This is a genomic window from Agrococcus sp. TSP3-2-1, from assembly GCF_049897585.1.
Taxonomy (GTDB): Bacteria; Actinomycetota; Actinomycetes; order Actinomycetales; family Microbacteriaceae; genus Agrococcus.
The window spans coordinates 225,460-249,783 of the sequence record NZ_JAFCWN010000004.1 but is presented as its reverse complement, the minus strand read 5'-3'; the positions used below and the strand labels follow the sequence as shown (position 1 = coordinate 249,783).

Below are 24,324 nucleotides of genomic sequence, written 5' to 3'. Positions count from 1 at the left end.
ATCGTTCAGGTCGCGACCTTCACCCACCCGTGGCCGCGCTCGATCGCCCGGCCGCCGAGCTCGAGCAGCGAGACGCACGCGACGACCTCGCTCCGCGCCATGCCGGTGCGCACCGCGAGCTCGTCGATGTCGCGCGCCGCCCTCGCGCTCAGCGCGTCGAGCACGCGCAGCTCGTCGCTCGAGAGTCCGCCGATCGCGAGCTGCTCGTCACCGGGGCCGTCGACGAGCTCGACGATGTGCTCGGCTCGCTCGATCACCGTCGCTCCGTAGTCGCGCAGCAGCCGGTGGCAGCCGGTGCTCGCGCCGGAGGTCACTGGCCCGGGCACCGCGCCGAGCGGCCGCCCGAGCGCCGCGGCGTGCCCGGCGGTGTTGATGGACCCCGAGCGGCTCCCCGCCTCGACGACGACGGTCGCGCTCGCGAGCGCCGCGATGAGTCGGTTGCGGGCGAGGAACCGCCATCGCGTGGGCGGCACGCCGCTCGGCGCCTCCGCGATGACGCAGCCCGCCGCGGCGACGCGGTGGAGCAGCTCGTCGTGGCCCGCGGGGTAGAAGCGGTCGAGTCCGCCCGCGAGCACCGCGACGGTCGTGCCGCCCGCCGCCATCGCGGCGCGGTGCGCCGTGCCGTCGATGCCGTAGGCGCCGCCCGAGACGACCGCGAACCCGCGATCGACGAGCCCTGCGGCCAGCTGCCCGGTCACGAGCTCGCCGTAGCCCGACGATGCGCGCGAGCCGACGAGCGCGGCCGAGCGCTCACAGCGCTCGAGCATCGCCGGATCGCCGCGCACCCACAGTCCGGCGGGAGCATGCGGCCCGAGGTCGTCGATGCTCGCCGGCCAACTGGGATCGGCGCGCGTGAGCAGCACCTGCCCGAAGGCGGCGCCCTGCGTGAAGGCGGCGAGGATCCGCTCGGCCTCGAGCCGCGACCGCCAGCGCTCGACGCCCGCCGCGACCGCTCGCGCCGCCTCGGCGTCGGCGAGCTCGTCGGCCCACGTCGCCGCGGCAGCACCCTCGACGAGCAGCTCGAGCGCGCGTACATCGCCGACGAGCTCGCGAGCAACGCCGACCGCGCCGTCGCCGGGCTCGGGCAGCACCGTCCACGCCCCGGCCGCGAAGCGGGCCACGACCTCCGCGTCGGTCGGCTCGACGCCAGACGGCATGGTCGGCACCACGGCCGCCCTGAGCCGCTCGAGCTGGATGCGGTACGGCTTCATGCGGGGATCCCCTTCCTGAGCGCGAGCGCGCGCCCGACGTGCGTGCGCGACGGCCCGTCGTCGCCGTCGAGGTCGGCCATGGTCCACGCCACGCGCACGGCGCGGTCGAGCCCGCGCATCGTGAGGGCGCCGCGCTCGACGGCTTGCTCGAGCGGCTGCAGCAGCTCCCGCCCGAGCGGCAGGTTGCGCCGCAGCCACGGCCCGGGCACGTGGCCCATCGCCCGCCACGGGGTGCCCGCGAGCCGACGAGCGGCGCGCGCTCTCGCGTCGGCCACCCGGGCAGCCGCCTCCGCGCTCGATCGTCGCGCGCCGTCGGCGCCGGGCAGCACCCGGTCGACGCGCACCTGCAGGTCGACGCGATCGAGGAGGGGGCCAGAGAGCCGGCTGAAGTAGCGGCGGCGCTGCTGCGGCGGGCACGTGCAGTCGCCGCTGCCGAAGAGGCCGCACGGGCACGGGTTGGCTGCGAGCAGCAGCTGGAAGCGGGCCGGGAACGTGGCGACGCCCGCCGCGCGGTGGATCGTGATCGTGCCCGACTCGAGCGGCTGGCGCAGCATGTCGAGCACGGTGCGCGGGAACTCCGGCGCCTCGTCGAGGAAGAGCACGCCGTGCGTCGCGCGCGCGGCGGCGCCGGGCCGGATGGTGCCCGATCCGCCGCCCACGAGCGAGACCGCGGTGGCCGAGTGATGCGGATGCTCGAACGGCGGCAGCACGTCGAGCGTCGATGGCGGCGGCTCGCCCGCGAGCGAGCGCAGCGATGCGACCTCGAGCGCCTCCTGCTCGGTGAGCGGCGGCAGGATCCCCGGCAGCCGCATCGCGAGCATCGTCTTCCCGGCGCCGGGCGGCCCGACCATGAGCAGATGGTGGGAGCCGGCGGCCGCGATCTCGAGCGCCTCGACGGCGTCGCGGTTGCCGACGACGTCGGCGAGGTCGAGGTCCGCGTGCGTGCGCGGCACGGGCGCGGCCGCCGGCACGGGCTCGACGGGCTCCGGGTCGAGCTCGGCGCCGAGCAGCGCAGCGGCGTGCGCGAGGCTCGGCGCGCCGAGCACGCGGACGCCGGCGACGAGCGAGGCCTCGTCGACCGACGCGGTCGGCACCACCACGCGCGTCATGCCCGCCTCGGCCGCAGCCCGGGCGAGCGGCAGCGTGCCGGCGACCGGCCGCAGCCGGCCGTCGAGCCCGAGCTCGCCGAGCAGCGCCGTCTCGCCGTCGTCGGGCGGCACGACGCGCATCGCGCGCAGCACCGCGATGCCCATCGCGAGGTCGAAGTGGGTGCCGGCCTTGGGCAGCGACGCGGGCGTGAGGTTGATGACCGTCTTGCCGTGCGGCGCGGTGAGGCCGGCGCGCGCGATCGCGCTCCACGTGCGGTGCTGCGCCTGCTGCACGGCGCGATCGGGCAGCCCCACGATGTGCACGCGCGGCAGCCCGCTCGAGGCGTGCACCTCGATCTGCACGCCGACGCCCGCGAGCCCCTGCAGCGCGACGCACGCCGCGCGGCCGAAGCCGCTCACTCGATGCCCCGCAGGTGCTCGACGCGCCAGCGCCCCGATCGCGGCGCGATCACCGCGACCGCGTCCATGCGGATCGGCCCGCGGTGGCGGTGCTCGCCGAGCCACACGCCCACGAGGGTGCGCAGCCGCCGCACCTTGTCGGGCGTGATCGCCTCGAAGGGATGCCCGAACTCGGTGCCGCGGCGCGTCTTCACCTCGACGAAGACGAGCGTCTCGCCGTCGAGGGCGATGATGTCGATCTCGCCGTGCGGGCAGCGCCAGCGCCGGTCGACGATGCGCATGCCCGCGCGCTCGAGGTGCACGCTCGCGGCGGCCTCGCCGTCGAGCCCCAGCTCATCCTTCGCCCGCATGGGCGAGAGGAAAGCGGATGCGGCGCCCCGACCGTGCGGGGCGGGAGCCGGGCTGTGGAGAACGCCGGGTCAGCCCCGGCGGGTCACTCCTCGATCGCGAGATCCTTCGGCAGCTCGAGGTCGCGGGAGGCGAGCTCCTCGACGTTGACGTCCTTGAAGGTCAGGATGCGCGCCGACTTGATGAACCGGTCGGAGCGGTAGATGTCCCACACCCAGACGTCGGTGAGCTCGAGCTCGAAGTAGAAATCGGTGCCGGCGTCGTGCCGCGTGACCTTGACGTCGTTCGCGAGGTAGAATCGTCGCTCGGTCTCGACGACGTGCTTGAACATGCCGACGACGTCGCGGTACTCCTTGAAGAGGGCCAGCTCGACCTCGCGGTCGTAGTCCTCGATGTCCTCGGGTTCCACGCATCCATCCTATGCCGCCCCGGCCGGACGGCCTCGCCGCGTCAGCGGTGCAGCCAGGTGCGCCGGTGCAGGGCTGTCGGCCCGAGCTCGGAGATGGCCGCGAGGTGCGCGGCGGAGCCGTAGCCCTTGTTCGACGCCCACGCGTAGCCGGCGTGCACGGCGTCGGCCTCGACCATCCGCTCGTCGCGCTCGACCTTCGCGACGAGCGCGGCGCCCGAGACGGATGCGCAGTCGCGGTCGGCCTTCGCGCGCAGCACCGTGCGCACGGGCACCCGGAGCGCCGGCGCGAGCCAGTCGTGCGTGCCGTCGAGCAGGATCGCGGCGCTCGGCACATGCACGCCGAGCGCGTGGAGCGCGACGAGCGCGCGCCGCCCCGCGAGGCCGAGCGCGACCTGGATGCCGAAGCGGTCGATCTCGTCGTTCGAGGCGTGCCCGACCGCGCTCACGCCCCACTCGCGCACCAGCGGCGCCGTCGCCGTGCGGCGGAGCACCGTCATGGCCTTCGAGTCGCGGAGGTGCTCCGGGTGCGGCCCGCAGCCGTCGCGGAGCGCGAGCGCACCGACGCTCACGGGACCCGCGAGCGCACCGCGACCCACCTCATCCATGCCGATGACGACGGGCGCCTCCGCCCACAGCTCGCGCTCGTGGTCGAGCGTCGGCGACACGACGGTCATGCCGACGGCACCGCCTCGGCGCTCACCGGCCCGAGCGCAGCGCCTTGCGGCTCGATGCCGACGAAGGTCGACTCGTAGTCGTCGAGCCACGCCCAGCGCTCGAGCGGCCACGAGACGAGGATCGCGCGGCCGACGAGCGACTGCATCGGCACGAAGCCGCCGCCCGGCGCGTCGATGTGCGCGCGCGAGTCGCCCGAGTGGTTGCGGTTGTCGCCCATCACCCAGACGTGGCCCTCGGGCACCGTGACGTCGAAGCCCTGCGCGCTCGCCGGCTGACCCGCGAGGTCCAGGTGCAGGTAGGGCTCGTCGAGCGGCACGCCGTCGACGGTGAGCTGGCCGAAGTCGTTGCAGCACTGCACCCGGTCGCCCGGGAGGCCGATGACGCGCTTGATGAGGTAGCCGTGGTCGTCCTCGGGGGCGAGCCCGACGAAGGTGAGGAACCAGTCGATCGCGCCGACGATGCCGCCTTCCTCGTGCTGCGGCGCGGGCTCGGGGAGCCAGCCGCCCGGGTCCTCGAAGACGACGATCTCGCCGCGGTCGACGGGCACGAGCGTCGGCGTGAGGAGGCTCACGATGATGCGGTCGTCGACCTGGAGCGTGTCGTTCATCGACTCGGACGGGATCCAGAAGGGCCGGATGAGGAACGTCTTGACGAGGAACGAGACGAGCAGCGCGACGAGGAAGATGACGACGATGTCGCGCAGGAACAGCAGCACGCCGCGCCGTCGGGACGGGCCCGCGGCACGGGTCTCGCCCGTGTCGACCGTGTCCGTCATCGCGCGCCCTTTCGCCTCGGCAAGTCTAGGCGAGCGGGGGGTGCCGCCAGCCGTTGGACGCGTCGCGCGAGGTCACGATTCCGTGACGAACCGGAGCCCGCGAACGCGGAAGCGGGGCCGACGAGCCGGCCCCGCTTCACGCTTCGATCAGGAGAAGTCGCGCTTCTCGCGGATCTTCGCGGCCTTGCCACGCAGGCCGCGGAGGTAGTAGAGCTTGGCGCGACGGACGTCGCCGCGGCTGACGATCTCGATCTTGTCGATGACCGGCGAGTGCACCGGGAAGGTGCGCTCGACGCCGACCTGGAACGAGACCTTGCGGACGGTGAACGTCTCGCGCACGCCGTGGCCCTGGCGGCCGATGACGACGCCCTGGAAGACCTGCACGCGCGAGCGCGAGCCTTCGATGATGTTGACGTGCACCTTGACGTTGTCGCCGGGGCGGAAGTCAGGGACGTCGGTGCGGAGGCTGGCTGCGTCGACCTTGTCGAGGATGTGCATGGCGGTATCGCTCTCTGCAGCCGCCACAGGTCGGCCGCGTCATTGGTTCGGGGTTCTGGTGCCCGCTCTCTCCCCTGTGGCAGAGGCCGCGCTCGGGCGGAAGCGGTGCGAGGCACCAACGATCAATCCTGCCACACCCGACGCCCGCGCGCCAACGCGAACGTCGCGCTCAGCGCAGCTCGTCGCCCTCGGGGCTGATGACGCGCCCGGACTGCGGTCCCTCGATGCGCTCGAACGACGCATCCGCCTGCCGCGCCTGCTGCTCGAGCAGCGGCGCCTGCAGGTCGTTGACGGCGCGCTCGACCCGTGCCCGCGTCTCGCGGCCGAGCTCGAGCGCCTGCAGCCAGACCAGCACGGCGGCGCCGATGATCGTCGCCATGATGCCGATCGCGGTGAACGACTGCGAGGCGGTGAGCCAGCCGCCCCCGAACCACGCGGTGAGCGCGCTCCCAGTGCGGTCGCCCGCGGTGTCGACGACCGTGACGCCGAGCAGCGCGATGACGAGCAGCCACGGGCCGAGCAGCCGCACGTCGCGCCACTGCGCCGCGCGGGGCTTCCGCACCTGCTTGCGCGCGATCGTGATGCCGACGACCGCGCCGATGAGGATCGCGAGGCCCGGGCCGAGGAACGCCTGCAGCAGCAGCGCGTCGCCGAGCGGCGCGCCCGCGAGCGCGCGGCCGAACATGATCCACACCGGCAGCACGACGATCGAGCCGATCATCATCCAGAAGAACGCGCGCAGCGCCCAGTGGCGCTGCGGACCGTGACGCTGCGTCGAGGGGGCGGTGGTGGCCATGGGTCGAATCTACCGACCGCGCCCGGGCGTCGCTCGCGTGTTCGCTGAGGGCTACGCGCCCGCGCCGTCGGTCGGCAGCGCGTCGGGCAGCAGGTCCGGCCGCACCCGCCGCGTGCGCTCGAGCGCCTGCTCGCGCCGCCAAGCGGCGATCGCACCGTGGTTGCCGCCGCGCAGCACCTCTGGCACGTCGAGGCCGCGCCAGGTGGCGGGCTTCGTGTACGAGGGGTGCTCGAGCAGGCCGTCCTCGTGGCTCTCCTCGACGAGCGAGGCGGGATTGCCGACGACGCCCGGCACGAGCCGGCCGATCGCCTCGATCATCGCCATCGCGGCGACCTCGCCGCCGTTGAGCACGTAGTCGCCGAGGCTCACCTCGATGACGCGCGCTCGGGTCGCGACGTGCTCCGCGACGCGCGCGTCGATGCCCTCGTAGCGCCCGCACGCGAAGATCAGCCGCGGCTCGTCGGCGAGCTCGCGCGCGAGCGACTGCGTGAACGGCACGCCCGCGGGCGTCGGGAAGACGACCACGGCATCCGTCTCGCCCTCCCCGAGCAGCTCGTCGAACGCCTCGCCCCACGGCTCGGGCCGCATGACCATGCCGGCGCCGCCGCCGTAGGGCGTGTCGTCGACGGTGCGGTGCCGGTCGTGCGTGTGGTCGCGCAGATCGTGCACGTGCAGCTCGAGCAGCTGCTCGCGGCGCGCGCGGCCGAGCAGCGAGACGTCGAGCACGCCGAAGAACTCGGGGAAGATCGTGACGATGTCGACGCGCACGGGCTACGCCCGCTCGTCGTCGGCGGTCTCCGAGGTCTCGGGGTCGGATGCGTCGGCGGGCTCCGCGGGCGCGGGCGGCTCTGCGTCGGTCGCGTCGGGCGAGGCGTCGGCGGCGGGCGCCTCGGCCTCGGCGGGCGCCGGTTCCTCGAGCTCCTCGAGCAGGCCAGGCGGCGGCGTGATGACGATGCGGCCGGCGCGCAGGTCGACCTCGGGCACGATCGCCTTGACGAAGGGGATCATCACCTCGTCGCCGGCGATCTCGACGATCAGCATGTCCTGCGCGGGCATCGCGTCGACGCGCACGACGCGGCCGACGCGCTCGCCGTCGCGGTGCACCTCGAGGCCAGCGAGCTGGTGCACGTACCAGGCGTCGGGCTCGGTCGGCAGCTCGGTCGCGTCCTGCTCGACCCACAGCACCGCCTTCACGAGGCTCTCGGCCTCGGTGCGGTCGACGATGCCCTTGAAGAAGCCGACGGGGCTGCCGTTGTAGACGCGCAGCTCGAGGAGCTCGATCGACTTGCCGTGCCACTTCGACGACGTCGGCACCTGCAGCGCGAAGCGCGCGCCGGGCACGAAGCGGCGACCGGGGTCGTCGGTGTAGAGCTCGATCTTCAGCGCGCCCTTGAGCCCGTGGGCCCTCGCGATCCGTCCGACGCGCAGCTGGGTGCGGGCCGGGACGGCGGGCCTAGCGATCGGTGTCCACCACGTCAACGCGGACGCGGCGCCCTCCGGGGAGCGCACCGATCACGGTGCGCAGGGCGCCGGCGGTGCGACCGCCGCGCCCGATGACGCGGCCGAGGTCCTCGGGGTGCACGCGCACCTCGAGGACCTCGCCGCGCTGCGATTCGCGCGCGCCGACGCGCACGTCGTCAGGGCGATCGACGATCCCCTTGACCAGGTGCTCGAGAGCGTCGCGCAGCATCTCAGGACTCGGTCGACTCGGCCGAGGCGTCAGCCGCGGAGGCCTCGGCCGCGGGGGCCGCGGCGGGCTTGTCGGCCTTGGGCTTGAGGACCGGCTTCTTGGCCTCGTCGACCGAGAAGACCTTCTTGCCCTCCGGCTGCTTGACCTGGTTCTCGGTCGAGCCCTCGCCCGTGTGCTTGCCCCAGTCGCCCGTGAGCTTCAGGAGCGCGGCGACCTGCTCGGTCGGCTGCGCGCCGACGCCGAGCCAGTACTGCGCGCGCTCGCTGTCGATCTCGATGAACGAGGGGTTCTCGGTCGGGTGGTACTTGCCGATCTCCTCGATGACGCGACCGTCGCGCTTGGTGCGCGAATCGGCCACGACGACGCGGTAGTAGGGCGCGCGGATCTTGCCGAAGCGCTTCAGACGGATCTTGACTGCCACAGTTCTCCTGCTTTGTGTTCTCGTGATTGCACCGCGGCCTGCGCACGTGGGAGATGCGCGACCCGTAGAGCCAGGGTGAGCGACGCACGCCGGAGTAGAGGGTCGGGGCGCGCGCTCGACCCCCCATTCTGTCACATCCCCGCTCGCTCCGCGCGCCACTCAGGTTCGCGGTCCTACGCTTCCGGCATGGACTTCGCCTCCTCCAAGCGCTCGACGCTCGGCGTCGAGTGGGAGCTCGCGCTCATCGACCCCTCGACGGGCGACATCGCGCCGCACGCCAAGGAGCTGCTCGCGGCGATCGACGACCCGCGCTTCGACAAGGAGTTCCTGCGGGGCATGATCGAGCTCATCACGGGCGTGCACGAGACGACGGATGCGGCGGTCGACGAGCTGCGCGGCATGCGCGACCGCGCGGTCGACGAGGCGGACCGCATGGGGCTCGCGCTCGTCGGCACGGGCACGCACCCCACGAGCCGGTGGCGGCAGCAGGAGCAAGCGGATGACCCTCGCTACCGGCGCGTCGTCGAGAAGGCGGGCGACTGGGGGCGCCGGCTCATCATCTTCGGCGTCCACAACCACGTCGGCATCGAGGATCGCGCGAAGGCCGTGCCGCTGCTGCGCACGATGCTCGACAAGCTGCCCCTCATCCTCGCGCTCTCCGCCTCGAGCCCGTTCTGGCAGGGCGTCGACACGGGCTTCGCGTCGCACCGCACGATGCTCTTCCAGCAGCTCCCGACCGGCGGCCTGCCCCCGATGCTCGTCGACTGGCCCGAGTACGAGCGCACCCTCGAGGACATGCTGCGCGCGGGCGTGATCGACGAGCTCGGCGAGCTGCGCTGGGACGTGCGGCCCTCCCCCGAGATCGGCACGATCGAGGTGCGGGTCGCCGACGGCGCCCCGTCGATCGACGACCTCGCCGCCGTCACCGCGCTCACCCACTGCCTCATCGAGGAGGCGTCGCGCGACCTCGACGAGGGCAAGGCGCAGCTGCACCTGCCCTACTGGCTCGTGAAGGAGAACAAGTGGCGCGCGGCGCGCGACGGCCTCGAGGCGACGGTGATCGTCGACGAGCAGGGCACGCTGCAGCGCGCCTCCGACGCGATCGCCGAAGCGGCCGACCGGCTCGCGCCGATCGCTGCCGACCTCGGCGCCACGCGCTCCCTCGGCGCCGTCGAGCGCGTGCTCGCGAGCGGCGGCTGGCCCGCACGGCAGCGCGCCGCGTTCGAGCGCGGCGGCCACGCGGCCGTCATGGCAGAGCTCGCGGGGGCGATGCGCTCGTAGCCCCGCTAGCTGCTCTTGCCGTCGCGCCAGCGCAGGAACGACTCGACGCGATCGAGGTCGTAGCCGTCAGGCGTGTCGTCGCCCGAGAGCGGGATCGTGAACAGCCGAGTACCCGCGCCGTGCAGCGCCTCGAGGCGCTCGAGGGCGACGCCGCCGACCCCGCCCCGCACGCTCGCGCCGTTCGAGATCTCGATCTCGGCGATGTCGCGGCCGCGCTCCTCGCACGCGCGACGGAGCACGTCGAGCTTGTGCGGCAGCTCGTCGGGGCCGACGAAGGAGTGCCAGATGTCGGCGTGCTCGGCGACCATCGGGAGCGTCTTCTGCTCGCCCTTGCCCCCGATGAGGATCGGCATCGGGCCGACGGGCGGCGGGTTGAGCTTCTCCCAGCGCGCACGGATGCGCGGGAGCGACGCCGCGAGGTCGTTCAGCCGCGAGCCCACCGTGCCGAAGTCGTAGCCGTACTCCAGGTAGTCGCGCTCGAACCATCCGCTGCCGATGCCGAAGATGAAGCGGCCGTTCGAGATGTGGTCGATCGTGCGGGCGACGTCGGCGAGCAGGTCGGGGTTGCGGTAGGAGTTGCAGAACACGAGCGGGCCGAGCTGCACGCGCTCAGTGGTCGCCGCCCACGCCGCGAGCTGCGCCGTCGCCTCGAAGTGCGGGCCGTCGGGGTCGCCCGTGAGCGGGAAGAAGTGGTCCCAGCCGAAGACGGCGTCGACGCCCATCTCCTCGAGCCGGCGAGCCGCGTCGATCGTCTGCTGCATCGTGACGTGCTGCGGCGAGAGCTGCACGCCGATCCTCGTGGGCCGATCCATCATGGACTCGACCCTACGGGTCGTCGCACCCTACCCTTGGCGGGTGCCTGACCTCTCCCCCATCGCCGAGCGCGCCGCCGCGCCCGAGACCCTGCCCGAGATCACCGCCGGCGACCTGTCGTGGCGCGCCGCGACGGTCGCCGACGCGCAGCTCGTCGCCGACTTCAACAACGCGATGGGCGAGGCCGACGAGCTGCCGTTCCGCGAGACGGTCGACGAGGTGCGCGAGGAGCTCGAGGCGCCGTGGGTCGACCTCTCGACGCAATCGATGCTCGGCTTCGACGCCGAGGCGCGGCTGCGCGCGGCCGGCTTCGTCATGACGACGCCCGGCGACGTCCGCACGGTGCGCGCCTTCGTCTCCGGCGGCGTGCATCCCGAGCGGCGGGGCGAGGGCATCGGCCGCGAGCTGCTCGCGTGGCAGGTCGCGCGCGCCCGGCAGCTGCTCGCGGCCTCCGGCAAGGAGCTGCCCGGCCGCATCGCCGCGTACGCGGAGGACACCGACACCGCGCGCCACCGCATCTTCGAGCACGCGGGATTCGTCGCGCGCCGCTTCTTCGCCGATCTCAAGCGCCCGCTCGGCGAGGGCGCGCCGCCCATCCCCGAGGTCGAGCTCGCCGGGTCCCTGCGGCTCGCGGACTTCTCCCCCGAGCTCGACGACGCGACCCGGCTCGCGCACAACGACGCGTTCCGCGACCACTGGGGCAGCGAGCCGCAGACGCCGGAGCAGTGGCAGAGCGGTCGCAGCGAGTTCGCGCCCGAGTGGTCGCACGTCGTCGTCGACGACGCGCCGGACGTGGAGGCCCTGCTCGCGGACGAGCGGACGGATGCGTCGACGGCCGACGCGCTGCGCGCCGGCGCGCCGCTCGTGGTCGCGTACGCGTACAACAGCAGGTTCGAGGCCGACTTCGAGGTGCGGGGGTACTCGTTCGGCTACACGGGCCTGCTCGGCACGCGCCGCGCGTACCGCGGCAGGAAGGCCGCGATCGCGGCGCTCGCCGCGAGCATGCGCTCGTTCGAGGACGCCGGCATGGAGGCGGCGGTGCTCGACGTCGACACCGAGAACCCGAGCGGCGCGCACGGCCTCTACGCGAGCCTCGGCTACGTCAAGGAGCACAGCTCCCGCATGTACAGCATCGAGCTGTAACCCCGAGCGGTCACTTCCGCGCCCGAGCGGTCACCTCCGCGCCCGAGCGGTCACTTCCGCGCCCGAGCGGTCATGTCCGGTCGCGCCGACCGCTCGCAAGCGGATTTGACCGCTCACGGGCGCAACTGACCGCTCACAGGCGGAAGTGACCGCTCACAGGCGGAACTGACCACTCACGGGCGGAACTGACCGCTCACCGGCGGAAGTGACCGCTCACGGGCGCAACTGACCGCTCACAGGCGGAAGTGACCGCTCGGTGGGCGGGCGGGGGTCAGCCCGCGAGCGAGGCGAGGGCGTCGCGCACCGGGGTGTCGCCGCTGTTGCAGCGGATCGACACGCGCGAGACGGCCGGGTGGGCGACGGTCTCGGCGATGAGCCGCGCGACCGTCGCGCGCGGGATCTCGCCCGACTCGATCGAGCCGGCCGGCTCGTCGAGCTCGATGCCCGTCTCGTCGTCGAGCGTGAGGCTCGACGGCTGCAGGATGACGAAGTCGGCGACGCGCTCGCGGATCGCCTCGTCGACGAGCGCCTTCGCCTCGGCGTACGCGTAGAACGGCTCGTCCGGCGAGACGCCGTGGTCGAGGCTCGCGCCGAAGTACGAGACCATCACGAGCCGCGCGCCCGAGCGGGCCACCGCATCCACGACCTTCATCGCCGCGTCGCGGTCGACCGCCCACGTGCGCTCGGGGCTGCCGCCGCCCGCGCCCGCCGACCAGACGACGACGTCGAAGCCCTCGAGCAGCGCATCGACGCCCGCTCGGTCGAGCGACTCGAGGTCGGCGACGATCGCCTGCGCGCCCGTCTGCTCGACGTCGGCGACGTGATCGGGGTTGCGGATGACGGCGTGGACGTTGTGTCCGGCCTCGATGAGCATCGGCTCCGCGAGGAGCGCGACCTTGCCGTGACCGCCGAGGATGAGGATGTCTGCCATGCCGACACGCTACGCGCGCGTCCTGGACGGAGTCAGGGCGTGAACACCGCGAAGGGGCGGTCGTCGATGCGGTGCACGCGCACGGGTGTGTCGAAGACGCGCTCGAGCACGGCATCCTGCATGACCTCGTCGACGGTGCCCTCGACGCAGATCTCGCCGTCCTTGAGGGCGACGATCCGGTCGGCGAACGCCGCGGCCATGTTGAGGTCGTGGAGCACGATGACGATCGTGCGCCCGAGGTCGTCAGCGGCGGCGCGCAGCTCGCGCATCATCGCGACCGCGTGCTTGGGGTCGAGGCTCGCGAGCGGCTCGTCGAGCAGCACGACCTCGGTGTCCTGCGCGAGCACCATCGCGACGAACGCGCGCTGCCGCTGGCCGCCCGAGAGCGCGTCGAGCTGGCGGTCGGCGAGGTCCTCGAGGTGGAGGAAGCGGATGGCGCGGTCGATGTGCTGCTGGTCGCCGAAGGTGAGGCGGCCGCCCGACCACGGGAAGCGGCCGAAGGCGACGAGCTCGCGCACCGTCAGCCGCGCCTCGAGGCGGTTCTCCTGCCGCAGGATCGAGACGATGCGGGCGAGGTCGGCTGACTTCGTCGACTGCACGTCGTGGCCCATGACGCGCACCGAGCCCTCCGAGGGGTCGAGCAACCGGCCGATGATCGACAGGAGCGTCGACTTGCCCGCGCCGTTCGGGCCCACGAGCGCCGTGATGCCGCCCGCGGGCACCTCGCTCGAGACGGGGCCGAGCACGACGTGCTCGGCGTAGCGCTTCGAGACCTGCTCGATGGCGATCACTTCGGCCTCCTCCGGCCCAGCAGCAGCGCGAGGAACACGATGCCGCCGACGACTTCGATGATGACGGTGACGAGCCCCGCGGCGTCGAACACGTGGCGCATGACGAGCTGCGCACCCGCGAGTGCGAGCACGCCGAGCCCGACGGCCATCGGCAGCACATGGGCGTGCTTGTGCGAGCCGGCGAGGCGGTAGGCGAGCGTCGCGACCAGGAACCCGAAGAAGGTCATCGGGCCCGCGAGCGCGGTCGCGAACGCGACGAGCACCGACACGCAGATGAGCGCGACGACGAGCTCGCGGCGGTGGTCGACGCCGAGGGCCGTGGCCCCGTCGCGCCCGAGGAGGACGACGTCGAGACGGCGCCGACGCATCCACACCACTGCCCCGACCGCGCCGCAGACCGCGAGCGCGAGCGGCAGGTGGTCCGGCTGCACCGATGAGAGCCTCCCGAACAGCTCGAGGCTCAGCAGGTCGTAGTCGGTCGGCGAGAGGATGCGCTGCAGGAACGACGAGACGGAGTCGAACGCGAGCCCGAAGACGACGCCGACGAGCAGCAGCGTCAGCACTCCGCCGCCGGAGCGGTCGAGCAGCCACGTGTAGAGCGCGGTCGCGGCGATCACCATGAGCGCCGTCTGCGCGAGCAGCTTCGGCAGTCCGTCGGTCGCCGCGATCGCCGAGCCGCCGAAGACGAAGACGGTGAGCGTCTGCATGAGCGTGTACATCGAGTCGAACCCGATGATCGACGGCGTGAGGATGCGGTTCGACGTGACGGTGTGGAAGATGACGGTCGCGATCGCGTGTGCGAACGAGGCGACGAGGATGCCGCCGACGAGCGTGGCGCGGCGCGGCATCGCGAGCTCGAGCGGACCGCGGACATCGACGAGCAGCACCGCGACGAGCGCGGCGAGCGCGAGCGACCAGACGATCGCGAGCCGCAGCGCCGGGCGGGTGCCGGTCGGAGCGCTCGGCGCGCGACCCGTCAGCGCGAGCGGGGCGTCAGGCACGCTGCCTCCCCCGCAGCAGGAAGGCGAGGAACGCGACCGCGCCGACGGCGCCCATGATGACGGATGCGGGGATCTCCATGGGCGCGACGACCGTGCGGCCGATGAGGTCGCACGCGAGCAGCAGCGCGACGCCCGCGATCGCGATCCACGGGAGGCTGCGGCGCAGGTCGTCGCCGAGCAGCAGGCGCATGACGTTGGGCACGACGAGCCCGAGGAACGGGATGAAGCCGACGACGACGCTCGTGACGCCCGAGCACAGCGCGACGCCCGCGACGCCGATGAGCGTGATCACGCGGTAGTCGATGCCGAGGTTCGTCGCGATGCCCTCGCCGAGGCCCGCGATCGTGAAGCGATCGGCCATGATCCACACGACGAGCGCGACGAGCGCCGCCGCCCAGAGCGGCTCGTAGAAGCCCTGCACGATGCCGCTGAAGCCGCCCGAGCTCCACGCGGCCATCGACTGCAGCAGGTCGGCGCGAGCGGCGAGGAACTGCGTGACGCCGCCGATGATCGCGCCGAGCATGATGCCGACGAGCGGCACGATGAGCGGGCCGCGTGTCCGGACGCGGCGCAGGATCGCGAGGAAGACGAGCGTGCCGACGAAGGCCGCGGCGGTCGCGAAGACCATCCGCACCATGATCGGGGCGTCCGGCCACAGGATGAGGATGAGCAGCATGCCGAGCCCCGCCCACTGCGACGTGCCGGCCGTCGTCGGCTCGACGAAGCGGTTCTGCGTGATGAGCTGCATGACGACGCCCGACACGCTCATCGCGACGCCCGCGAAGATGAGCGCGAGCGTGCGGGGCACGCGCGAGATGAGGAACATCTCGAGCTGGGCGGGATCGGTGAAGAGCCCGGTGAGCGAGATGCCGTAGCCGCCGACGAGCAGCGACGCGACGACGAGCAGCGCAGTCACGCCAGCGAGCGCCGGCAGCAGCCGGCGCTCGCGAGCGGTCCTGACGGTCACAAGGAGGTCAGTCGGCCATCGCCTGGGCGACCTGGTCGAACGCGCGCGTGTAGGCCTGCACGCCCTCGGTGCGGTAGAAGTCGTCCTCGAGGTAGACGACGTGGCCCTCCCGCACGAAGCGCGTGCCCGCGAGGGCGGGGTTGCCCTCGATGACCTGCTTCGCGGGCTGCGCGTCCTCGGTGCCGGTGCCGGCGTCGCGGTCGAGCACGATCGCCCAGTCGGGGTCGGCCTGCGCGATCGTCTCGGGCGCGAGGCCCGAGTCCTGGTGGATGTCGCCCGCGTCGCCCGCGAAGACGTCGGTCATGTCGATCGCGTCGGAGAGGCGCGAGATGCGCTCCGCGCCGTTGTCGAGCTTGCCGCCGTTGACGATGCCGAGGAAGACGCTCTGCCCGGCTGCCGCCTCGGTGGCCGCCGCGACAGACGTGTCGAGCTCCTCGATGAGCGCGGCCGCCTCGTCCTCGCGCTCGAAGATCGCGCCGAGCGAGGTCGTCTGCTGGCGCAGCGCCTCGACGTAGCCGCCCTCGTGCTCGTCGTTCGCGGCGATGTCGATCGTCGGGGCGATCGCCGCGAGGTCCTCCGTGTACTCGCGGAAGCGGTAGCCGCCGATGATGAGGTCGGGCTCGGCCTCGGCGAGCGCCTCGAAGTCGGGCTCGCGGTGCGTGCCGACGTCGGCGATCGACTCGTCCTCGACCCACTCGGCGAAGCGCTCGGGCGCGACGAGCTGCACGGGCAGCGCGACCGGCGTGATGCCCCACTCCAGCAGCGTCTCCATGGCCGTGTTGTCGAGCACCGCGACGCGCTCGGGCAGCACCTCGACCTGCACCTCGCCGAGGTTCGACGGGACGGTGACCGTCTCGGCGGCGGCGTCGGTCTCGGCGGGCGCGGCGTTCGCGCTGCAGCCGGCCAGGAGCGCGATCGCGGCGGCGGCCGCGATCGTCGTGCGGATGGCACGGGACATGGAGGTACTCCGTTTCGGAAGAGGTGGGGATCTCGCCGCGTCGATGCGTGAGTAAGGCAAGCCTAACCTTGCCGCACGCGCACCTGCAACGCGACGACCCCCGGCGCGCGCTACCGGTTGCCGAGCATGCGCTGGAGCGTCTCCTGCTACGCGCCCGAGAGCTCGCCGAACGCGCCCTCGGGCTTCGGCTTGCCGAACGCGCTCCCCTGGGGCGCGGCCGCCGGCTCCTCGGTGCGCTTCGCGGGGTTGCCCGAGCGCTTGAGCTGCTTGCCCTGGGGCTTGCCGCCCTTCTTCGGCGCGCGCATGCCGGGAGGCATCGGCCCCATGCCCGGCATGTTCGGCATCCCGCCCTTCGCGACGGTCTTCATCATCTTCGCCGCCTGGTCGAAGCGGGCGATGAGCTGGTTGACGTCGGTGACGGTGACGCCCGCGCCCTTCGCGATGCGGAGGCGGCGGGAGCCGTTCAGGATCTTCGACTGCTTGCGCTCCTGGGGCGTCATCGACTGGATGATCGCCTCGGTGCGCACGAGCTCCTTCTCGTCGAAGGAGTCGATCGCCTCGCGCATGCCCTTCGCGCCCGGCAGCATGCCGAGCATCTGCTTGAAGTTGCCGGCCTTCCGCAGCTGCTGCATCTGCTTCAGGAAGTCCTCGAGCGTGAAGCCGTCGGTCGTGATCGCCTCGGCGAGGCGGTGCGCCTCGTCCTCGTCGAACGCCTTCTGCGCCTGCTCGATGAGCGTGAGGATGTCGCCGAGGTCGAGGATGCGGCTCGCCATGCGGTCGGGGTGGAACGGCTCGAAGTCGTCGAGCGTCTCACCCGTCGAGGCGAAGAGGATGGGCTTGCCCGTGAGGCCGCGGATCGAGAGCGCGGCACCGCCGCGGGCATCGCCGTCGAGCTTCGTCAGCACGACGCCCGTGAAGTCGACGCCCTCCTGGAAGGCCTTCGCGGTCGCGACGGCGTCCTGGCCGATCATCGCGTCGATGACGAACAGCACCTCGTCGGGCTGCACGGCCTTCCGGATGTTCGCGGCCTGCTTCATCATCTCGGCGTCGACGCCGAGGCGGCCAGCGGTGTCGACGATGACGATGTCGTACTGGCGGCGCTTCGCCTCGGCCACGCCGTCGCGCGCGACCTTGACCGGGTCGCCGATGCCGTTGCCGGGCTCGGGCGCGAAGACCTGCACGCCCGCCTGGCTGCCGACCACCTGGAGCTGCGTGACGGCGTTGGGGCGCTGGAGGTCGCTCGCCACGAGCAGGGGCTGGTGCCCCTGACCGCGCAGGTGCTTCGCGAGCTTGCCCGCGAGCGTCGTCTTGCCGGCGCCCTGGAGGCCGGCGAGCATGATGACGGTCGGCGGGGTCTTCGCGAGCTCGAGCCTGCGGCTGTCGCCGCCGAGGATCGCGATGAGCTCGTCGTTGACGATCTTCACGACCTGCTGGGCGGGGTTGAGCGCCTCCGAGACCTCGGCGCCGAGCGCCCGCTCGCGCACCGCGGCGGTGAACGACTTGACGACGTCGAGCGCGACGTCCGCGTCGAGGAGCGCGCGGCGGATCTCGCGGACGGTGCCGTCGACATCGGCCGCCGAGAGCTTGCCCTTGGTGCGGAGCTTCGCGAGGGTCTCGGTGAGCCGAGTGGAGAGAGAGCCGAAGGTCGCCATGGTTCCGCAGAGTCTACCGGCCCGGGCGCATCCGGCGTCGGCGGGGTGCTGTGCGGGCGGGCCTGCCATGCTGGTGCTGCGCTCGCGTCGACACGGGAGGGGATCGGATGCGCCTTCGAGGGATGTCGCCGAGCCACGCGCGCTCGCTCGGGCGCAGCGTGCGCGAGCACGGCTTCACGATCACCGCGCTCGCGCGCCACTCCGCGCGCGTGCGCCGCGACCACCTCGCGCTCGTGATCGACGGCTGGAGCGCGACCTTCGGCGAGCTGTGGGAAGCGGCTGAGGGCGCCGCCGCGGTGCTCTTCCGCGAGCCGCTCGAGCGGAAGCCCCGGCCGGTCGTGATCGCGTGCGACGGGCCGGCGATGGTGATCGCGCTCCTCGCGGGCTCGCGGCTCGGCCTCGACGTCATGCCCATCCGTCCGACGCTGCTCGACGAGCTGCGCGACGCGGTGCCCGCCGACGCCCTCCTCATCCACGACGGCGAGGCGCCGGCCTGGCACGCCGGGCCGTCCGTGGGTGCCGCGAGCATCCTCGAGTGGTCGAGGACCGACGGCTCCGGGCTCGCGTCGACCCGGCGCCGGGTGCGCATCGCGCTCCCCGCCCTCTCGTCCGCGGGCACCGTGACGACGCACGTGCAGGGCGCGCTCGGCATCCAGGGCCTCCGCCAGCTCGCGGGGCTGCACGACCGGCTCGGCGTCGAGGGCACCGACGTCATCCTCGCGTGCGCGCCGCTGCATCGCGGCAAGGGGCTGCAGCTGCTCGGCATGTCGCTGCTCACGGGCGCGACGCTCGTGAGTGCCGCGCACACGCCGGCGGCCGACCGCATCCGCATCATCGAGGAGCGCTTCGTCTCGGTGCTCTCCGCCTCCCCCGGCCAGCTCGACGGCATCCTCGACGAGCTCGACCGCACCGGCCATGCGCCGCCGCGGCTGCGGCGCATCCTGCTCGCGGGGCAGGACCTCGACGCCGACCTCGTGCGCCGCGTGCACGCGACGTGGGGGCCGATCGTGCTGGCCGCCTACGGCACGGTGCAGACCGGCACGGTCGCGATGGCGACGCCCGAGCTGCTCTCGAAGCACCCGGGGACCGTCGGGATGCCGCTGCCGGGCAGCGAGTTCGGCATCGTCGGGCACAAGGGGCGAGGGGATGCGAGCGGCTTGCTCTGGGTGCGCGGCGCGCACGCGACGGTCATCACGGAGGACCAGGCGCGCATCGAGGGCGGCAGGCTCACGATCACCGGGCCGCTGCAGCATCCCGACACGGCGGAGTGACCGTCCCGCTGGTCGAGTGCCTTCCCGCCCCCGTTGGTCGAGCAGCCTTCCCGACCCGGTTCGTCGAGGAGCCTTCCCGCCCCGTTGGTCGAGTAGCTGGCGAAGCCGGCGTATCGAGACGGGGGCGCTCCCGCCTCGATACGGCCCTGCGGGCCTACTCGACGAGCGGAGTGGGTCACCCGACGAGCTGCTCGACGCGGAGGTCCAGTGGACCTCCGCGCTGACCGGTGGCGGCGGCTGCTCCTACCCGACGAGCTGCTCGACGCGGAGGTCCAGTGGACCTCCGCGCTGACCGGTGGCGGCGGCTGGTCCTACCCGACGAGCTGCTCGACGAAGACGTGCGGCGTGAACCCCGTCAGGTCGTCGATGCCCTCGCCCTGCCCGATGAGCTTGATCGGGATGCCCGTGCGCTCCTGCACCGCGAGGATGAACCCGCCCTTCGCGCTGCCGTCGAGCTTCGTGACGACGAGCCCCGTGATGCCGGCTGACTCGATGAACGCCATCGCCTGGTTCACGCCGTTCTGCCCCGTCGTCGCGTCGAGCACGAGCAGCACCTCCGCGATCGGCGACTGCTTCTCGATCACCCGCTTGATCTTGCCGAGCTCATCCATGAGCCCGCCCTTCGTGTGCAGGCGGCCTGCGGTGTCGATGATGCACATCGCGTGCCCGTGCGCCTTCGCGGCCTCGACGGTCTGGAAGGCGACGGATGCGGGATCCTGGCCCTCGCGCTCGGGCCGCACGATCGCGCTCCCCGCGCGCTGCGCCCACGTGCCGAGCTGCTCGACCGCCGCGGCGCGGAAGGTGTCGGCCGCGCCGACGACGACCGACTGGCCGTTGCGGACGAGGAAGCGGGCGAGCTTGCCGATCGTGGTGGTCTTGCCGACGCCGTTGACGCCGACGACGAGGATGACGGCGGGCCGCTCCTTGAGCGAGAGCGTCGGGTCGAACTCGGCGAAGCGCTCCTCGAGCCGCTCCCGCAGCATGCGCCGCAGGTCCTTCGGGTCGTCGACCATGAGCCGCTCGACGTCGGCGCGCAGCGCCTCGATCAGCTGCTCGGTGATGTCGGGGCCGAAGTCGGCGGTGATGAGTGCCGTCTCGAGGTCGTCCCACGTCTCCTCGGTGATCGTCTCGCGCTGGAACATGCCCTTGAGGGCGCCGGTGAGAGACCACTTCGCTGCCATGGGTCCATGCTAGGCGGCCGCCCGCTACACTCGTCCCCTGGCGAAGGGGAGTATCCCGTCACACCGCGATCGTCATCACGGAGCCCCGGGGCTCCCGGTCGCGGAGGCGCGTTCCGCGCGGGAGAGACGTTCGCGCGATTCCCGTACCCATTGAGAGGCGCAGCCCTTGACCCCGTATCAGATCTTCGAGATCGCCTCCATGGCGGTGCTCGTCGCGATCCTCATCTTCGACCTGCTGATCGTCGTGAAGCGACCGCACGTGCCGTCGATGAAGGAGGCGACCGCCTGGGTCGCGCTGTACGTCTCGCTCGCGCTCGTGTTCGCCGGCGTGCTGTTCGTCTCCGGTGAGCAGCAGAAGGCGGGCGAGTTCGTCACCGGCTGGCTGCTCGAGTACTCGCTCTCGATCGACAACCTCTTCGTCTTCATCATCATCCTCAGCCGGTTCGCGGTGCCGAAGGAGATGCAGCAGCGGGTGCTGATGATCGGCATCCTCATCGCGATCGTGCTGCGCGGCATCTTCATCCTCGTCGGCGTGCAGCTCATCGAGTCGTTCTCGTGGCTCTTCTACATCTTCGGCGCCTACCTCGTCTACGTCGCGTGGCAGCAGGCGTTCGGTCACGACGACGACGCGGGCGAGAAGGACAACTTCGCCGTCCGCCTGCTCAAGAAGCGCTTCAACTTCACCGACACCTGGAACGGCGGCAAGATCCGCTTGAAGTCGGAGGGCGTGACCTACTTCACGCCGTTCCTGATGGTGATCATCGCGCTCGGCACGACCGACCTGCTGTTCGCGATCGACTCGATCCCCGCCATCTTCTCGGTGACGACGGATCCGTTCCTCGTCTTCGCGTGCAACATCTTCGCGCTCATGGGCCTCCGCCAGCTCTACTTCCTGCTCGGCGGCCTGCTCGACCGGCTCGTCTACCTGCACTACGGCATCGCGGCGATCCTCGGCTTCATCGGCGTCAAGCTCGTCTTCCACGCGATGGAGAAGAACGACCTGCCGTTCGTCAACGGCGGCGAGCCCATCACGTGGGTGCCCCACATCGAGACGTGGCACTCGCTCATCGTCATCCTCGCGTCGATGGTCATCGCGACCGTCGCCTCGCTCATCCGCATCCGCGTCAAGGGCAAGGAGACGGGCGACACGTCGCTCCACATCGGCCCCTCGGAGGCCGAGCTCGGCGCCGACGGCCACTACCACATCGTCGACGCGATGGGCACGACCTTCCACCGGCCGCTGCGCGTCGAGCACAGCGAGACGGGCACGCTCACGGTCATCGACGCGCACGGCAAGGGGGCGCCGGTCGCCGACTTCTCCGCCGACGTCGTGCGCGAGGCCGCTCGCGAGGACATGCCGGAGGAGGATCTCGAGGAGCTGCGCCGTCGCATCCGCGAGGGCCGCGAGTTCGACGAGCGCGACGACCGCCAGGTCTGACGCATGACCGGGGCGCCGGGCATCCTCGCGTGGCTGCGGCCGCGCGCGGTGCCCGGCGTCGAGGTCGTCGAGCCCGACGGCTACCGGCGGGCGCTCCCCGGTCCGCGCGTCGCGACCGCGACGGTCGAGGGCGAGGTCGCCACGACCGCCGACCCTGACCTGGCGCGCGTCTTCGACATCCACGGGGCGGATGCGCGGCGCGAGGCAGACGCGCGGCTCACGTGGGCGGCTGCTCGGCACGGCGTGCCCGCGCTCGCCGAGGCGGTCGCCGCATCGCCCGCGCTCGCCCAACCGGGCTGCGCGGACGCGCACGAGATGCTCGTGCGCGCGATCGTCGGGCAGCAGATCTCCGTGGTGGCGGCGACGCAGCAGCTCGCGCTCCTGGCCGCGCTCGGCGATGCCCTGCCCGCCGCACTCGTTGCCGACGGGGTCGAGCGGTGCTTCCCGACGATGGCGCAGGTCGCGGACGGCGCCGACGTGCTGCGCGGCCCCGCCGCGAAGACCGCCGCCGTGCGCCGGGCCGCCGAGGCGGTCGCGACCGGCGCGATCGACGTCTCCCCCGCAGCCGACCTCGAGGTCATGCGCGCGCAGCTCCTCGAGCTCAAGGGCATCGGCCCGTGGACGGTCGGCTACCTCTCGCTGCGGCTCGGCGACCCCGACGTGCTGCTGCTCGGCGACGTCGCGGTGCGGAAGGGCGCGCGGCTGCTCGGCATCGACGACCTCGCCGGCTTCGCCGCGGACTGCGCGGAGCATCGCTCGGCCCTCATGCTGCGGTGCTGGGCGGCGTCGGCGCCGGCTGCTCCCCCGACCGCGCAGCGCGTCAGCGCCGCGTCGCGGTGACCGTGAACTTCGGGTTGCGGCTCACCTGCCGCGTGGGGCCGACCGCGTCGAGCGCCGCGCGGTAGCCGAGGTGGCTGTTCCACACGCACCAGAGCTCGCCGCCCGGCGCGAGCGCGCGGCCCGCGTCGGCGATGAGCCGCTCCGCGATGCCCGTGTGCACGGCGGCGCCGATGTGGAACGGCGGGTTGAGCAGGATGAGGCCGGCGCTGCCGTCGGGCACGCCCTCGAGCCCGTCGGCCTGGCGCGCCTCGATGCGGTCGGCGACGCCGTTGGCCGCCGCGGTCGCGCGGGTCGAGGCGATCGCGGCTGCGGAGGCGTCGGTCGCGAGCACCCGCACGTCGGGGCGGCCGAGCGCGAGCGCGACGCCGAGCACCCCCGTGCCGCACGCGAGGTCGATCGCGTGCGACGCATCCGGCATCTCCCCCAGGTGCGCGAGCAGCGTCTGCGCGCCGATGTCGATCGACGTGCCCGCGAACGCGGCGCCGTGCGCGACGACCGTGAGCGGACCGCGATCGAGGCGGTGCGTGCGGCTGCGCGGCCAGCTGATGCCCGGCCGCAGCGGCCGCTCGGCGTGCAGCACGCGCGACTTGCGGCGGCCGAGGCTCGCGCGCACGTGCTTGAAGCTGCGGCCGAGCAGCGCGTTCATGCTCATCGACATGTGCTTGACCCGGCCACCCGCGATGAGCACGACCTCGTCGGCCGCGTGCGTCGCGACGAGCTCGGCGATCTCGTCGAGGGCGTCGAGCGCGCGCGGGAGCTGCAGCAGCACGAGGCGCGCGCCGTCGACGAGGGATGCGTCGAGGCCGTGGTGCGCGAAGTCGGTGAGCCCCGTGCGCTCGGCGTTCGCGTCGAGCGCTCGCTCGCCGACGATCGAGTCCTGGTGCACGCGCACCCGGGTCGCGCCGGCCGCGAGCGCGCCGAGCGTGAGGGCGCCGTGCCGGTCGCCGATGACGACGACCTCGCCGAGCGGGCCGAGCTTCGCGGCCTCGTCGAGGATGAGCTCGTCCGAGGCGTCGTGGGCCTGCAGCGTCGGGTCCTCGACGTCGGGCCAGCGGCGGAGGCCGGCGAAGAGGGCGTCGCGGTCGATCACCGCTCGATCCTCCCATCTGAGCGTCAGCGGGTGACGTCGATCACGGGCATGCCGGCCGCCCGCCAGGCGTCGAGCAGTGCGCGATCGCCGGCCACGCCGACGCCGCCGACGTCACGCATGACCAGCCCCGAGGCGCAGTGCACCGCGTCGAAGCCGCGCAGGCCGTGCTCCACGGTGAGCACGGCGGCGCGGCGCGCGAGTGCAGCGGAGACCGGACTGACGGAGCAGCGCGCCCACAGCTGCTCGGCGCCGCGCACGGCGTCGTCGAGCCCGCGGGCATCGATGCGGCCCATGCGCATGGCATGGGCGAGCGCCGCTGCGGTCTCGGTGATCGTGACCGCAGCGACGTGCACGCGTGCCGCGCTTCGCCACGCCAGCTCGCAGCGCGCCGACGTCGGCTCCTCGACGAGCAGCGGGACGATCGCCGAGGTGTCGAAGCACGCGATCATCGCCGCTGGTCGGTGACCAGATCGCTCACTGTCCCGCGCGCCGGGATGCGTTCGGGCAGGTCGCGACTCGGGTCGGTCGGCAGCTCGATCACGCCCTCGGCGACGAGCCGCTCGATGCTGCTCTCATGCCGCGCCGGGACGATCAGGGCGATCACGCGCCCATGCTCGGTCACCTGGATCGTGTCGC

The 24,324-nt window shown here is 72.7% G+C and carries 28 protein-coding genes; 5 read left to right on the top strand and 23 right to left on the bottom strand.

What is annotated here, in order from left to right; genetic code table 11:
- Positions 1-5: 5 nt before the first annotated feature.
- The 12 genes from dprA to rpsP form a co-directional block, all read right to left on the bottom strand.
- Positions 6-1,211, bottom strand: a complete 1,206-nt coding sequence (gene dprA / locus ACP7BI_RS08005; protein WP_425844912.1) for a DNA-processing protein DprA — start codon at positions 1,209-1,211, stop codon at positions 6-8.
- The gene (locus tag ACP7BI_RS08000) at positions 1,208-2,719 is read right to left on the bottom strand and encodes a YifB family Mg chelatase-like AAA ATPase (RefSeq protein ID WP_425844909.1); all 1,512 of its coding nucleotides are present in this window, start codon (positions 2,717-2,719) and stop codon (positions 1,208-1,210) included. Before ACP7BI_RS08000 ends, dprA begins: the two co-directional genes overlap by 4 nt.
- A complete protein-coding gene (locus tag ACP7BI_RS07995; RefSeq protein ID WP_026373339.1) occupies positions 2,716-3,069 on the bottom strand; it encodes a YraN family protein in 354 nt (117 codons plus the stop codon). The genes ACP7BI_RS08000 and ACP7BI_RS07995 overlap by 4 nt, the downstream gene beginning before the upstream one ends.
- Positions 3,070-3,152: 83 nt before the next feature.
- The gene (locus ACP7BI_RS07990) at positions 3,153-3,476 is read right to left on the bottom strand and encodes a DUF2469 domain-containing protein (RefSeq protein WP_021011424.1); all 324 of its coding nucleotides are present in this window, start codon (positions 3,474-3,476) and stop codon (positions 3,153-3,155) included.
- Positions 3,477-3,517: 41 nt separating this feature from the next.
- The gene (locus tag ACP7BI_RS07985) at positions 3,518-4,150 is read right to left on the bottom strand and encodes a ribonuclease HII (protein ID WP_425844907.1); all 633 of its coding nucleotides are present in this window, start codon (positions 4,148-4,150) and stop codon (positions 3,518-3,520) included.
- Entirely contained in the window at positions 4,147-4,926 is a 780-nt protein-coding gene (gene lepB, locus ACP7BI_RS07980) for a signal peptidase I (RefSeq protein ID WP_425844905.1), read from the bottom strand. The genes ACP7BI_RS07985 and lepB overlap by 4 nt, the downstream gene beginning before the upstream one ends.
- A 147-nt stretch (positions 4,927-5,073) precedes the next feature.
- Positions 5,074-5,424 carry a 50S ribosomal protein L19 gene (gene rplS / locus ACP7BI_RS07975; protein WP_425844903.1) on the bottom strand — a complete coding sequence of 117 codons (351 nt, stop codon included), beginning with the start codon at positions 5,422-5,424 and terminating at the stop codon, positions 5,074-5,076.
- Positions 5,425-5,593: 169 nt separating this feature from the next.
- The gene (locus ACP7BI_RS07970; RefSeq protein WP_425844901.1) at positions 5,594-6,220 is read right to left on the bottom strand and encodes a hypothetical protein; all 627 of its coding nucleotides are present in this window, start codon (positions 6,218-6,220) and stop codon (positions 5,594-5,596) included.
- A gap of 51 nt (positions 6,221-6,271) precedes the next feature.
- Positions 6,272-6,988, bottom strand: coding sequence for a tRNA (guanosine(37)-N1)-methyltransferase TrmD (gene trmD / locus ACP7BI_RS07965; RefSeq protein WP_425844899.1), 717 nt, complete (start codon positions 6,986-6,988; stop codon positions 6,272-6,274).
- A gap of 3 nt (positions 6,989-6,991) precedes the next feature.
- The gene (rimM, locus tag ACP7BI_RS07960; RefSeq protein ID WP_425844896.1) at positions 6,992-7,699 is read right to left on the bottom strand and encodes a ribosome maturation factor RimM; all 708 of its coding nucleotides are present in this window, start codon (positions 7,697-7,699) and stop codon (positions 6,992-6,994) included.
- Positions 7,674-7,910: an RNA-binding protein gene (locus ACP7BI_RS07955; protein ID WP_211448687.1), complete on the bottom strand. Its 237-nt coding sequence runs from the start codon at positions 7,908-7,910 to the stop codon at positions 7,674-7,676. Before ACP7BI_RS07955 ends, rimM begins: the two co-directional genes overlap by 26 nt.
- A gap of 1 nt (position 7,911) precedes the next feature.
- Positions 7,912-8,331 carry a 30S ribosomal protein S16 gene (gene rpsP, locus ACP7BI_RS07950; protein WP_425844894.1) on the bottom strand — a complete coding sequence of 140 codons (420 nt, stop codon included), beginning with the start codon at positions 8,329-8,331 and terminating at the stop codon, positions 7,912-7,914.
- 186 nt (positions 8,332-8,517) lie between these two features.
- Between rpsP and ACP7BI_RS07945 the strand changes: the two genes are divergently transcribed.
- Positions 8,518-9,612 (top strand): carboxylate-amine ligase, encoded by a 1,095-nt coding sequence (locus ACP7BI_RS07945; RefSeq protein WP_425844892.1) that lies wholly within the window; start codon positions 8,518-8,520, stop codon positions 9,610-9,612.
- Positions 9,613-9,617: 5 nt separating this feature from the next.
- Here the strand turns inward: ACP7BI_RS07945 and ACP7BI_RS07940 are convergent, their stop codons facing one another.
- Positions 9,618-10,427 (bottom strand): LLM class F420-dependent oxidoreductase, encoded by an 810-nt coding sequence (locus ACP7BI_RS07940; protein ID WP_425844889.1) that lies wholly within the window; start codon positions 10,425-10,427, stop codon positions 9,618-9,620.
- 40 nt (positions 10,428-10,467) lie between these two features.
- Here ACP7BI_RS07940 and ACP7BI_RS07935 point away from each other — a divergent pair, with 40 nt between their 5' ends.
- Complete coding sequence (locus ACP7BI_RS07935) at positions 10,468-11,568, top strand: GNAT family N-acetyltransferase (protein ID WP_425844888.1); 1,101 nt, start codon at positions 10,468-10,470, stop codon at positions 11,566-11,568.
- 271 nt (positions 11,569-11,839) lie between these two features.
- Here the strand turns inward: ACP7BI_RS07935 and ACP7BI_RS07930 are convergent, their stop codons facing one another.
- From ACP7BI_RS07930 to ffh, 6 genes are all read right to left on the bottom strand, one after another.
- A complete protein-coding gene (locus ACP7BI_RS07930) occupies positions 11,840-12,499 on the bottom strand; it encodes an NAD(P)-binding oxidoreductase (RefSeq protein WP_425844887.1) in 660 nt (219 codons plus the stop codon).
- Between the two features lie 32 nt (positions 12,500-12,531).
- Positions 12,532-13,290 (bottom strand): ABC transporter ATP-binding protein, encoded by a 759-nt coding sequence (locus ACP7BI_RS07925; RefSeq protein ID WP_425844886.1) that lies wholly within the window; start codon positions 13,288-13,290, stop codon positions 12,532-12,534.
- The gene (locus tag ACP7BI_RS07920) at positions 13,287-14,291 is read right to left on the bottom strand and encodes an iron chelate uptake ABC transporter family permease subunit (protein WP_425844885.1); all 1,005 of its coding nucleotides are present in this window, start codon (positions 14,289-14,291) and stop codon (positions 13,287-13,289) included. The genes ACP7BI_RS07925 and ACP7BI_RS07920 overlap by 4 nt, the downstream gene beginning before the upstream one ends.
- Positions 14,284-15,258, bottom strand: a complete 975-nt coding sequence (locus ACP7BI_RS07915; protein ID WP_425844883.1) for an ABC transporter permease — start codon at positions 15,256-15,258, stop codon at positions 14,284-14,286. The genes ACP7BI_RS07920 and ACP7BI_RS07915 overlap by 8 nt, the downstream gene beginning before the upstream one ends.
- Positions 15,259-15,265: 7 nt before the next feature.
- The gene (locus ACP7BI_RS07910) at positions 15,266-16,216 is read right to left on the bottom strand and encodes a siderophore ABC transporter substrate-binding protein (protein ID WP_425844882.1); all 951 of its coding nucleotides are present in this window, start codon (positions 16,214-16,216) and stop codon (positions 15,266-15,268) included.
- A gap of 146 nt (positions 16,217-16,362) precedes the next feature.
- Positions 16,363-17,868 (bottom strand): signal recognition particle protein, encoded by a 1,506-nt coding sequence (gene ffh / locus ACP7BI_RS07905; protein ID WP_425844881.1) that lies wholly within the window; start codon positions 17,866-17,868, stop codon positions 16,363-16,365.
- Between the two features lie 122 nt (positions 17,869-17,990).
- On the opposite strand from ffh, the gene ACP7BI_RS07900 reads away from it, so the two are divergent.
- Entirely contained in the window at positions 17,991-19,139 is a 1,149-nt protein-coding gene (locus tag ACP7BI_RS07900) for an AMP-binding protein (RefSeq protein WP_425844880.1), read from the top strand.
- Positions 19,140-19,450: 311 nt separating this feature from the next.
- Here ACP7BI_RS07900 and ftsY read toward each other — a convergent pair whose 3' ends face one another.
- On the bottom strand, positions 19,451-20,320 hold the full coding sequence (gene ftsY / locus ACP7BI_RS07895) for a signal recognition particle-docking protein FtsY (protein ID WP_425844879.1): 870 nt from the start codon (positions 20,318-20,320) through the stop codon (positions 19,451-19,453).
- A gap of 166 nt (positions 20,321-20,486) precedes the next feature.
- Here ftsY and ACP7BI_RS07890 point away from each other — a divergent pair, with 166 nt between their 5' ends.
- Positions 20,487-21,758 carry a TerC family protein gene (locus ACP7BI_RS07890; protein WP_425844878.1) on the top strand — a complete coding sequence of 424 codons (1,272 nt, stop codon included), beginning with the start codon at positions 20,487-20,489 and terminating at the stop codon, positions 21,756-21,758.
- A 3-nt stretch (positions 21,759-21,761) separates the two neighbouring features.
- Positions 21,762-22,598, top strand: a complete 837-nt coding sequence (locus tag ACP7BI_RS07885; RefSeq protein ID WP_425844877.1) for a hypothetical protein — start codon at positions 21,762-21,764, stop codon at positions 22,596-22,598.
- Here ACP7BI_RS07885 and ACP7BI_RS07880 read toward each other — a convergent pair.
- From ACP7BI_RS07880 to ACP7BI_RS07870, 3 genes are read right to left on the bottom strand one after another with little or no spacing between them, the layout of a single operon-like run.
- The gene (locus tag ACP7BI_RS07880; RefSeq protein WP_425844876.1) at positions 22,579-23,688 is read right to left on the bottom strand and encodes a class I SAM-dependent methyltransferase; all 1,110 of its coding nucleotides are present in this window, start codon (positions 23,686-23,688) and stop codon (positions 22,579-22,581) included. The two genes, ACP7BI_RS07885 and ACP7BI_RS07880, sit on opposite strands and share 20 nt — an antisense overlap.
- A 23-nt stretch (positions 23,689-23,711) precedes the next feature.
- The gene (locus tag ACP7BI_RS07875) at positions 23,712-24,137 is read right to left on the bottom strand and encodes a type II toxin-antitoxin system VapC family toxin (protein ID WP_425844875.1); all 426 of its coding nucleotides are present in this window, start codon (positions 24,135-24,137) and stop codon (positions 23,712-23,714) included.
- A complete protein-coding gene (locus ACP7BI_RS07870; protein ID WP_425844874.1) occupies positions 24,134-24,292 on the bottom strand; it encodes a hypothetical protein in 159 nt (52 codons plus the stop codon). Before ACP7BI_RS07870 ends, ACP7BI_RS07875 begins: the two co-directional genes overlap by 4 nt.
- Between the last annotated feature and the right edge of the window lie 32 nt (positions 24,293-24,324).

Coding starts and splice junctions, on each gene's coding strand:
- ACP7BI_RS07955 (WP_211448687.1), bottom strand. CDS start 7,910: ATGCTGCGCGACGCTCTCGAGCACCTGGTCAAGGGGATCGTCGATCGC.
- ACP7BI_RS07995 (WP_026373339.1), bottom strand. CDS start 3,069: ATGCGGGCGAAGGATGAGCTGGGGCTCGACGGCGAGGCCGCCGCGAGC.
- ACP7BI_RS07985 (WP_425844907.1), bottom strand. CDS start 4,150: ATGACCGTCGTGTCGCCGACGCTCGACCACGAGCGCGAGCTGTGGGCG.
- lepB (WP_425844905.1), bottom strand. CDS start 4,926: ATGACGGACACGGTCGACACGGGCGAGACCCGTGCCGCGGGCCCGTCC.
- ACP7BI_RS07910 (WP_425844882.1), bottom strand. CDS start 16,216: ATGTCCCGTGCCATCCGCACGACGATCGCGGCCGCCGCCGCGATCGCG.
- ACP7BI_RS07940 (WP_425844889.1), bottom strand. CDS start 10,427: ATGATGGATCGGCCCACGAGGATCGGCGTGCAGCTCTCGCCGCAGCAC.
- ACP7BI_RS07875 (WP_425844875.1), bottom strand. CDS start 24,137: ATGATCGCGTGCTTCGACACCTCGGCGATCGTCCCGCTGCTCGTCGAG.
- ACP7BI_RS07930 (WP_425844887.1), bottom strand. CDS start 12,499: ATGGCAGACATCCTCATCCTCGGCGGTCACGGCAAGGTCGCGCTCCTC.
- dprA (WP_425844912.1), bottom strand. CDS start 1,211: ATGAAGCCGTACCGCATCCAGCTCGAGCGGCTCAGGGCGGCCGTGGTG.
- ACP7BI_RS07900 (WP_425844880.1), top strand. CDS start 17,991: ATGTCGCCGAGCCACGCGCGCTCGCTCGGGCGCAGCGTGCGCGAGCAC.
- rplS (WP_425844903.1), bottom strand. CDS start 5,424: ATGCACATCCTCGACAAGGTCGACGCAGCCAGCCTCCGCACCGACGTC.
- ftsY (WP_425844879.1), bottom strand. CDS start 20,320: ATGGCAGCGAAGTGGTCTCTCACCGGCGCCCTCAAGGGCATGTTCCAG.
- ACP7BI_RS07945 (WP_425844892.1), top strand. CDS start 8,518: ATGGACTTCGCCTCCTCCAAGCGCTCGACGCTCGGCGTCGAGTGGGAG.
- ACP7BI_RS07970 (WP_425844901.1), bottom strand. CDS start 6,220: ATGGCCACCACCGCCCCCTCGACGCAGCGTCACGGTCCGCAGCGCCAC.
- ACP7BI_RS07885 (WP_425844877.1), top strand. CDS start 21,762: ATGACCGGGGCGCCGGGCATCCTCGCGTGGCTGCGGCCGCGCGCGGTG.
- ffh (WP_425844881.1), bottom strand. CDS start 17,868: ATGGCGACCTTCGGCTCTCTCTCCACTCGGCTCACCGAGACCCTCGCG.